The organism is Providencia sp. 2024EL-00732, from assembly GCF_044006275.1.
Lineage (GTDB): Bacteria > Pseudomonadota > Gammaproteobacteria > Enterobacterales > Enterobacteriaceae > Providencia > Providencia huashanensis.
Map to the genome: position 1 here is coordinate 24844 of NZ_JBIPDG010000022.1, position 6120 is coordinate 30963.

Below are 6120 nucleotides of genomic sequence, written 5' to 3' on the forward strand. Positions count from 1 at the left end.
CGAGTGACTAGATTACAACCTAAGCAACTTCGACAGCGCAGATTTCTTCAAGTAAAACCTGTTCTTCAAGCAAGATTACCTTCGTCTGCCTAATACATTTTCCGCATTCGAGGCCTACAGGTAAAATTTGGCGTAACCCTTTAAGGGAGGTGACCTGATATTTTCTTACTACATTTCTGATCTGTTTATCAGTAATTGCTTCACAGAGGCATACGTACATGATGCTTAACCTGTATAAATCACATACGAATATTTTAAATGAAAATGATTTGTATTTCAATTATCATTGCTGATTATTTACACAATATACTTTAGTGCCGTATTTAGAATTGACTTGTGGGGTCACTAGGCATTTCTTTCAGCCTAACGAGTGCTAAAACTAAAAAGGCACCTGAACGGTGCCTTTTCATTAAAACCTTTAGTGGTTAGGTATTATGCAATAATTTTTGCAACAACACCCGCACCTACAGTACGGCCACCTTCACGGATTGCGAAACGTAAACCGTCGTCCATCGCGATTGGGTGGATCAGGGTAACGATCATGTTGATGTTATCACCTGGCATTACCATTTCTACGCCTTCTGGCAGTTCGATAGTACCTGTTACGTCAGTTGTACGGAAGTAGAACTGTGGACGGTAACCTTTGAAGAATGGAGTATGACGACCACCTTCATCTTTGCTCAGAATATAAACTTCTGATTCGAACTGAGTATGTGGCTTGATTGAACCTGGTTTAGCCAATACTTGACCACGTTGAATTTCTTCACGTTTTGTACCACGTAACAGAACACCAACGTTCTCACCTGCACGACCTTCGTCAAGCAGTTTACGGAACATTTCAACACCAGTACAGGTAGTTTTTACAGTGTCTTGGATACCAACGATTTCAACTTCTTCACCAACTTTGATGATACCACGCTCAACACGGCCTGTTACTACTGTACCACGACCTGAGATTGAGAATACGTCTTCGATTGGCAGCAGGAATGGCTTGTCAATTGCACGCTCTGGCTCTGGAATGTAAGAATCCAAGTGCTCTGCTAATTCAACAATTTTCGCTTCCCACTCTGGGTTGCCTTCCAGCGCTTTCAGAGCTGAACCACGAACAACTGGAGTGTCGTCGCCTGGGAAATCGTATTGAGACAGAAGTTCACGAACTTCCATTTCAACTAATTCTAACAGTTCTTCGTCGTCTACCATGTCACATTTGTTCAGGAAAACGATGATGTATGGAACACCAACTTGACGACCTAACAGGATGTGCTCACGAGTTTGTGGCATTGGGCCATCTGTCGCAGCAACAACCAGAATTGCACCGTCCATCTGAGCAGCACCAGTGATCATGTTTTTAACATAGTCGGCGTGTCCTGGGCAGTCTACGTGTGCGTAGTGGCGAGTTGGAGTATCGTACTCTACGTGAGAAGTAGAGATGGTGATACCACGCGCTTTTTCTTCTGGTGCGTTATCGATTTGATCGAATGCACGCGCTGCGCCGCCGTAAGTTTTAGCCAGAACAGTAGTGATAGCTGCTGTCAGAGTAGTTTTACCGTGGTCAACGTGGCCGATAGTACCAACGTTAACGTGCGGTTTTGAACGTTCAAATTTTTCTTTAGACATTAGATTGTCCCTCTAAGACACGGAATCGGTGGTTAAACCACATCAACCAAGCAAGAATTTCGCTTGTTATTTCAGGAGACAAAACAGGGAGATAATTGAGAACATAAGGGAAGTGGTGCTGATAGGCAGATTCGAACTGCCGACCTCACCCTTACCAAGGGTGCGCTCTACCAACTGAGCTATATCAGCACATCTTGGAGCGGGCAGCGGGAATCGAACCCGCATCATCAGCTTGGAAGGCTGAGGTAATAGCCATTATACGATGCCCGCAATGAACTCGGCTACCTGAGTTATCAGCTGTTAAACTGTTCCTCAAAATTTTCTTTGGAAAGAAAACTTCTTGGAGATGGTGGTGGGAGAAGGATTCGAACCTTCGAAGTCTGTGACGGCAGATTTACAGTCTGCTCCCTTTGGCCGCTTGGGTATCCCACCTATCCAAATTTTTAATGGTGCCGGCACCAAGAGTCGAACTCGGGACCTACTGATTACAAGTCAGTTGCTCTACCAACTGAGCTATGCCGGCATCAAGTGCTGCGCATTCTAGGAAGAGTGAGCGCATGTTGCAACAAAAAAATTAAGTTTTTTGTTCATTTGCTTATATTTTGTTCGCTTTTTGCATTTTTGCTGTTTTTTTAGCTCTTTTAAGATTAAAACATCAACAGCAGCCATTAACTATAATCCATTATTATTTGTTCAGCAAAGGGGGAAAAAAACTTAAAAAGTTTCAAAGGGCTATTTTTTATTCAAAATCACAGTTTTATCCCAGCAAATAGCAGATCGTTTTTTAATCATTCAGTATCATTTTTTCTGCACACTTCAAAAAAAACTCATAAAAAATACAAAAAAACCTACGCCTCACCTTTATCACTCGCTATGATGCTAGCAAATTTTATGGATACGGGTGTTTAGGCAACCTGTCCAACCTGCATAAAATAGGCAGATGTTGGTTTATGAAAAAGAATGAAAATTTTATTACTACGCCATACTTAGAGTTTGATAGAGAACACTGGGCAACTTTACGTGATTCAGTTCCTTTGACACTGACATCAAGCGAGCTTTTTGAATTAAAGGGGATTAATGAAGAGCTCTCTATGGAAGATGTTATCGAAATTTATCTACCTTTATCGCGTCTATTGAATTTTTATATCAGTTCAAATTTACGACGCCAAGCAGTTTTAGAGCAGTTTCTAGGAACAAACGGAGCAAAAGTTCCATACATTATTGGTATTGCTGGCAGTGTTGCCGTAGGTAAGAGTACAACGGCTCGTCTATTGCAAGCATTGCTGACGCGCTGGCCAGAACACCGTAAGGTTGATTTGATCACCACTGATGGTTTTCTACACCCTAACCAAGTTTTGAAAGATAGAAATATCATGAAGAAAAAAGGGTTTCCTCAGTCTTATGATATGCGAAAACTGGTTAACTTTGTGTCGCAAATAAAATCAGGTGCGCGCAATGTTAAGGCACCTGTGTACTCCCATCTGACTTATGATATCGTTCCTGATCAAGAACAACTAATTGACCAACCCGATATTTTAATTCTTGAAGGGTTAAATGTTTTACAAAGTGATATGGATTATCCACAAGATCCACACCACGTATTTGTCTCCGATTTTGTTGATTTTTCAATCTATGTTGATGCAGCACCGGAGCTATTAAAACAATGGTATATCGGTAGGTTCTTGAAATTTAGACAAGGTGCATTCTCTGATCCAGATTCTTATTTCCATAGCTACTCTAAATTAACAGAAGATGAAGCTATTAATATTGCTGGGTCAATTTGGGATGAAATTAATGGGTTAAATCTTAAAGAAAATATTTTACCCACCAAAGAAAGAGCAAGCCTAATAATGACTAAGGGCGAAAACCATTCTATTCAAAATGTCCGCCTAAGAAAATAGTTAATAATATATTGGCCGGTTTGTTACCGGCCAATATATTACTCATTGGGCCTCAATGATATTTCACCGCCAATATAAGGAATGATTTCACCATTATTTTTTTGTAATAATAATGCGCCTTGCTCATTAATCCCACGTTCAACACCCGTAATTATATCATTACCAATCAATAACTTAACATCCCTATTCAAAAAGTTATCTAATTTAAACCACCTATCTAAAAATGGTTTTAACCCTTCGTTTTCAAATATAACCAAAGACTCTCTTAATGCTTTAATTATATTTACAGATAATTCATTACGCTCTATATCTTCAACTTCATCTCTTAATGAAGACCATTCTTGTGTTATTGTATTTGAACTTTCAATATTGTTTTTATTCATACCAATATTAATTCCAATACCAATAATAATATGAGCAGCATCCCCTGTTTTACCTGTTAATTCAACTAAAATCCCAGCCAGTTTTTTATCATTCATGTACAGATCATTAGGCCACTTCACTTTTACTTTTTCTTGGCTAATTTTATTTAATGTTTCTGCAATTACGATACCCACAACTAGGCTTAGCCCTATTGCCGCAGCAGGACCTTGGTCCAACTTCCAATACATTGATAAATAAAGGTTACAGCCAAATGGCGATACCCATTGCCGCCCTCTTCTACCGCGCCCAGCACTTTGATACTCCGCTAAGCAAGTATCTCCCGATTTTAGGCTTGGAATGCGCTCTAACATATATTGGTTTGTTGAATTAATAACAGGCTCAACAATAATGTTAACATCACTAATTTGCTGCTTAATGACTGCTCGGTTTAATAAATTAATTTGGTGAGGTAGTTTATAACCTTTTCCTGTAACAGTTTCGATGTTTAAGCCCCAAGAGCGCAACGTTTTAATATGCTTATTGATAGCAGCCCTCGTCATTCCAAGTTTATCACCGAGTTGTTCACCAGAGTGTATTTGAGCATCTGCTAAGATATCTATCAGCTGTAAGGGGATTGATGCCTCTTTCATTGAATATAATCCATTGCGTTAACCTCGCCATGACGACCAATAAATCGAACTTCCGGTTCTAAGATAATACCAAAACGCTTAGCAACACTTTGACTCACGTATTTTGCGAGGTTAACAACATCCATCCCAGTGGCTTGATGTTTATTAATTAAAACAAGTGCCTGCTGAGTATGAACTGCTGCTCCTCCTATCTCATGCCCTTTTAAGCCACACTGGTCAATAAGCCAGCCAGCTGCCAATTTTACACTACCATCATCTTGAATATATTGAGGACAACTTGGGTTTTGTTGCTTAATTTTTGCAGCTTGTTCAGCAGAAACAACAGGGTTTTTAAAGAAACTACCTGCATTGCCGGTAATTTTAGGGTCAGGTAATTTATTTCTACGAGTTTGGCACACGGCATCAAAGACTTGCTTAGGTGTTACCGTTTCGGGGTTAAACTGTGCCAAGTCACCGTAAGTCAACTTAGGTTCCCACATTTTCGCGAATTTCAGCCCAATACTGACAATAGCATAGCCATATTGATACTTATGTTTAAAGATACTATCACGGTAGCCAAATTGGCACTCACTGGCTGTAATGCGCGTTTCTTGATTTGTCTCAAGCGACAAGATATCTACGTAATCACAAATATCTTTTAACTCAACGCCATAAGCACCGATGTTTTGTATTGGGGCGGAACCTGCACACCCAGGAATTAAAGCAAGGTTCTCTGCACCGTAAACCCCTTTTTGCAACAATGTTTCCAATAGCTGATGCCAATTTTCACCCGCTTGGACATGTACGTGCCAATAATCGCCACACTCTGCGATCTCAATGCCTTTTAATTGATTAATAATGACAATACCGTCAAAATTCTCTACAAATAAGACATTGCTCCCCCCTCCAAGTAATAGTACAGGCAAATTATCACTTTTCGCTTTGAGCCATTGCTGATGGAGCGATTGTTTATTTTCTACTATAAAAACGGATAATGCTTTTGCATCAATACCAAAGCTATTGAATGGCTTGAGTTCAGAAGTTGGATTCATTACTACCTTCAGGGAAAATATAACGATAATAAAGTAAGTCTATCAGTCAGACTTAATCGTGGGTAGCTAGAATAATAAAATAAGATAATTTGAGATATTTTATATAGAGGCCGCTATTTTTTAGCAAAATTTAAATAGCAAAAAGCCACCCATTGGGTGGCTTCTTTATATTTAAAACCTAGCAGTTCCCTACTCTCACATGGGGAGACCCCACACTACCATCGGCGCTACGGCGTTTCACTACTGAGTTCGGCATGGGGTCAGGTGGGACCACCGCGCTATTGCCGCTAGGTAAATTCTTTTTAAATGCCGATTATATGGTGCTGATACCCAGATTCGAACTGGGGACCTCACCCTTACCAAGGGTGTGCTCTACCAACTGAGCCATATCAGCAATATGGTGCGGTCAGTCAGTACTGACACAACCTTAAAATTTAATGTCTGGCAGTTCCCTACTCTCACATGGGGAGACCCCACACTACCATCGGCGCTACGGCGTTTCACTGCTGAGTTCGGCATGGGGTCAGGTGGGACCACCGCGCTATTGCCGCCAGACAA

At 40.5% G+C, this 6120-nt stretch carries 6 protein-coding genes, 5 tRNA genes and 2 rRNA genes; 1 reads left to right on the forward strand and 12 read right to left on the reverse strand.

The genetic code is table 11. From position 1 onward, the window contains the following. Positions 1-19: 19 nt before the first annotated feature. From bfd to ACHB7C_RS20495, 7 genes are all read right to left on the reverse strand, one after another. Positions 20-220 carry a bacterioferritin-associated ferredoxin gene (bfd, locus tag ACHB7C_RS20465; RefSeq protein WP_198860996.1) on the reverse strand — a complete coding sequence of 67 codons (201 nt, stop codon included), beginning with the start codon at positions 218-220 and terminating at the stop codon, positions 20-22. Between the two features lie 212 nt (positions 221-432). Further along, complete coding sequence (tuf, locus tag ACHB7C_RS20470; RefSeq protein WP_042847578.1) at positions 433-1617, reverse strand: elongation factor Tu; 1185 nt, start codon at positions 1615-1617, stop codon at positions 433-435. 113 nt (positions 1618-1730) lie between these two features. Beyond that, positions 1731-1806 (reverse strand) — tRNA-Thr (locus ACHB7C_RS20475). Positions 1807-1812: 6 nt separating this feature from the next. Further along, a tRNA-Gly gene (locus tag ACHB7C_RS20480) sits at positions 1813-1887 on the reverse strand. Positions 1888-1964: 77 nt separating this feature from the next. Continuing rightward, positions 1965-2049: transfer RNA gene (locus tag ACHB7C_RS20485), tRNA-Tyr, on the reverse strand. Positions 2050-2064: 15 nt separating this feature from the next. Further along, positions 2065-2140, reverse strand: a tRNA-Thr gene (locus ACHB7C_RS20490). A gap of 17 nt (positions 2141-2157) precedes the next feature. After that, positions 2158-2286: a hypothetical protein gene (locus ACHB7C_RS20495; protein WP_257786024.1), complete on the reverse strand. Its 129-nt coding sequence runs from the start codon at positions 2284-2286 to the stop codon at positions 2158-2160. Between the two features lie 281 nt (positions 2287-2567). Here ACHB7C_RS20495 and coaA point away from each other — a divergent pair, with 281 nt between their 5' ends. Continuing rightward, positions 2568-3518: a type I pantothenate kinase gene (gene coaA / locus ACHB7C_RS20500; RefSeq protein ID WP_042849049.1), complete on the forward strand. Its 951-nt coding sequence runs from the start codon at positions 2568-2570 to the stop codon at positions 3516-3518. Positions 3519-3556: 38 nt separating this feature from the next. On the opposite strand, the gene birA is transcribed toward coaA, so the two are convergent. From birA to rrf (ACHB7C_RS20525), 5 genes are all read right to left on the reverse strand, one after another. Further along, positions 3557-4531 carry a bifunctional biotin--[acetyl-CoA-carboxylase] ligase/biotin operon repressor BirA gene (gene birA, locus ACHB7C_RS20505; protein WP_042849050.1) on the reverse strand — a complete coding sequence of 325 codons (975 nt, stop codon included), beginning with the start codon at positions 4529-4531 and terminating at the stop codon, positions 3557-3559. Then, entirely contained in the window at positions 4528-5562 is a 1035-nt protein-coding gene (gene murB / locus ACHB7C_RS20510; RefSeq protein WP_105880908.1) for a UDP-N-acetylmuramate dehydrogenase, read from the reverse strand. Before murB ends, birA begins: the two co-directional genes overlap by 4 nt. A gap of 176 nt (positions 5563-5738) precedes the next feature. Next, a 5S ribosomal RNA gene (rrf, locus tag ACHB7C_RS20515) occupies positions 5739-5854 on the reverse strand. Positions 5855-5880: 26 nt separating this feature from the next. Further along, positions 5881-5956: transfer RNA gene (locus tag ACHB7C_RS20520), tRNA-Thr, on the reverse strand. Positions 5957-6001: 45 nt separating this feature from the next. Next, positions 6002-6117, reverse strand: a 5S ribosomal RNA gene (gene rrf / locus ACHB7C_RS20525). Positions 6118-6120 lie beyond the last annotated feature (3 nt).